The 1,599-nt window shown below is 53.8% G+C and carries 1 protein-coding gene; it reads right to left on the bottom strand.

The genetic code is table 11. The features are described 5' to 3' along the window. The coding region (locus ACOTYB_RS24730; protein WP_250274172.1) for an IS91-like element ISCR1 family transposase at positions 1–1,136 on the bottom strand (1,136 nt) is incomplete at its 3' end. Positions 1,137–1,599 lie beyond the last annotated feature (463 nt).

The following is a 1,599-nucleotide window of genomic DNA, read 5'->3' as shown; positions in this document are numbered from 1 at the left end:
GGTACCAACGCAGCGAGTTTGGCGATGAAGTCCAGCGGCTCGAAGATCACATGGGTGGTGCCATTGCGGTACGGAGTTTTGAGCTCGTAACGCACCTGCCCATTGGCGGTTAATGCCAGACGTTTTTCTGAAACCGCTGGCCGACTAATGTAGCGACACAAGCGCTCAAGCTTATCCCGCTGATGCGCTTCGGCCATCACACCGGCGTGTAGCGAGAAACCAGCATGGTTGGCTACTCGACTGCTTGAGTCGGCTTTATCCTCACGCCCTGGCAAGGTTTGCAGGGTGAAGACTTTGCGCCCTTGCTGGGGGCCGACGGCAATGCGATACGTAACCGAAGCACCATGTAATTGAGTCAGCGTATCGTCTTCGCCCTCTTCCAGTGTCAACCACGTATTCTCGGCATCACGCTCCAAAATCCCACGCTTTTCCATGCAGCGAGCGATGCGATGGCTGAGGGTGTGAGCGAGCGTATTCAGCTCATCGTAAGTGGGTGCCTTGACACGATGGAAGCGTTGCTTGCCATAGTCATCTTCGGCATAGACACCATCGAGAAACAGCATGTGGTAGTGGACATTGAGATTTAGCGCGGAGCCAAAGCGTTGGATAAGAGTCACTGAGCCAGTTTGTGCAGAGGCTTTGGTGTAACCGGCTTTTTTGATCAGATGAGTTGAGAGTGTACGATAGACGATACTCAAGACCTGGCCCATCAGCTGGGGATGGCGAGCCAGCAAAAAGCGTAGCTGGAAAGGAAAGCTGAGCACCCACTGGCGAATGGGCTCCTTGGGGAAGACTTCGTCTATCAGCAGCGCCGCACTCTCGGCCATCCGGCGGGCACCGCAGCTAGGGCAAAAGCCGCGTCGTTTACAGCTGAAGGCGACCAGACGCTCGTGATGACAATCCTCGCAGCGAACCCGCATGAAACCATACTCCAGACGGCCACATTGGAGGAGGTCGTTGAATTCTTGTTGGATGTAGCGAGGCAGGTGTTGACCTTGGGCTTCGAGTGAGGCTTTGAAGGCTGGGTAGTGCTGCTCAACCAGCTGGTAGAGCAGCGTCTGGTCGGGTTGGTGGCGTTCGTAACCGTTTGTTTGAGTGGGCGATTGACTCGCCGTGGCGTTCCTTGCCAGCGACATGGGTATCCTCCGCTGATACTGTGGTTATGTACAGTATCAGCGGCTTGCGTTCAGACGTCCAGTCTGGCCCTAGACATCGCTAAATGCTTAACCCGCAATAGCCCTCACGAGTTGTTATCAGCCACTACCGGTTGAGCGAGAAGGTTTTGGGTTCAGGGTGCTATTGCTCCACCAATCACAATACTGAAGCCCCAACTGTTATCAGTTGGGGCTTTTTCTTGTCTGTTTGCGGCGGTTGCGTTTTATCGGTAGTCGTCGAGCTCTGCACCATCCCACATAAGAGCTTAACGGTGCGATCTTCAACGCCATCACACAAAACTTTCTTTTTCACGCACAGTCAACTTATTGGATGTTTTATTAACAACCCAAAAGGAGATATTTAGCGGGCGGCCGGAAGGTGAATGCTAGGCATGATCTAACCCTCGGTCTCTGGCGTCGCGACTGCGAAATTTCGCGAGGGTTT

The sequence above is a fragment of the Enterobacter cloacae complex sp. IR5450 genome, assembly GCF_049238665.1.
GTDB classification, from domain to species: domain Bacteria; phylum Pseudomonadota; class Gammaproteobacteria; order Enterobacterales; family Enterobacteriaceae; genus Enterobacter; species Enterobacter hormaechei_C.
Note: the sequence above shows the minus strand (reverse complement) of the source record. Positions and strands in the feature narration are given on the sequence as shown.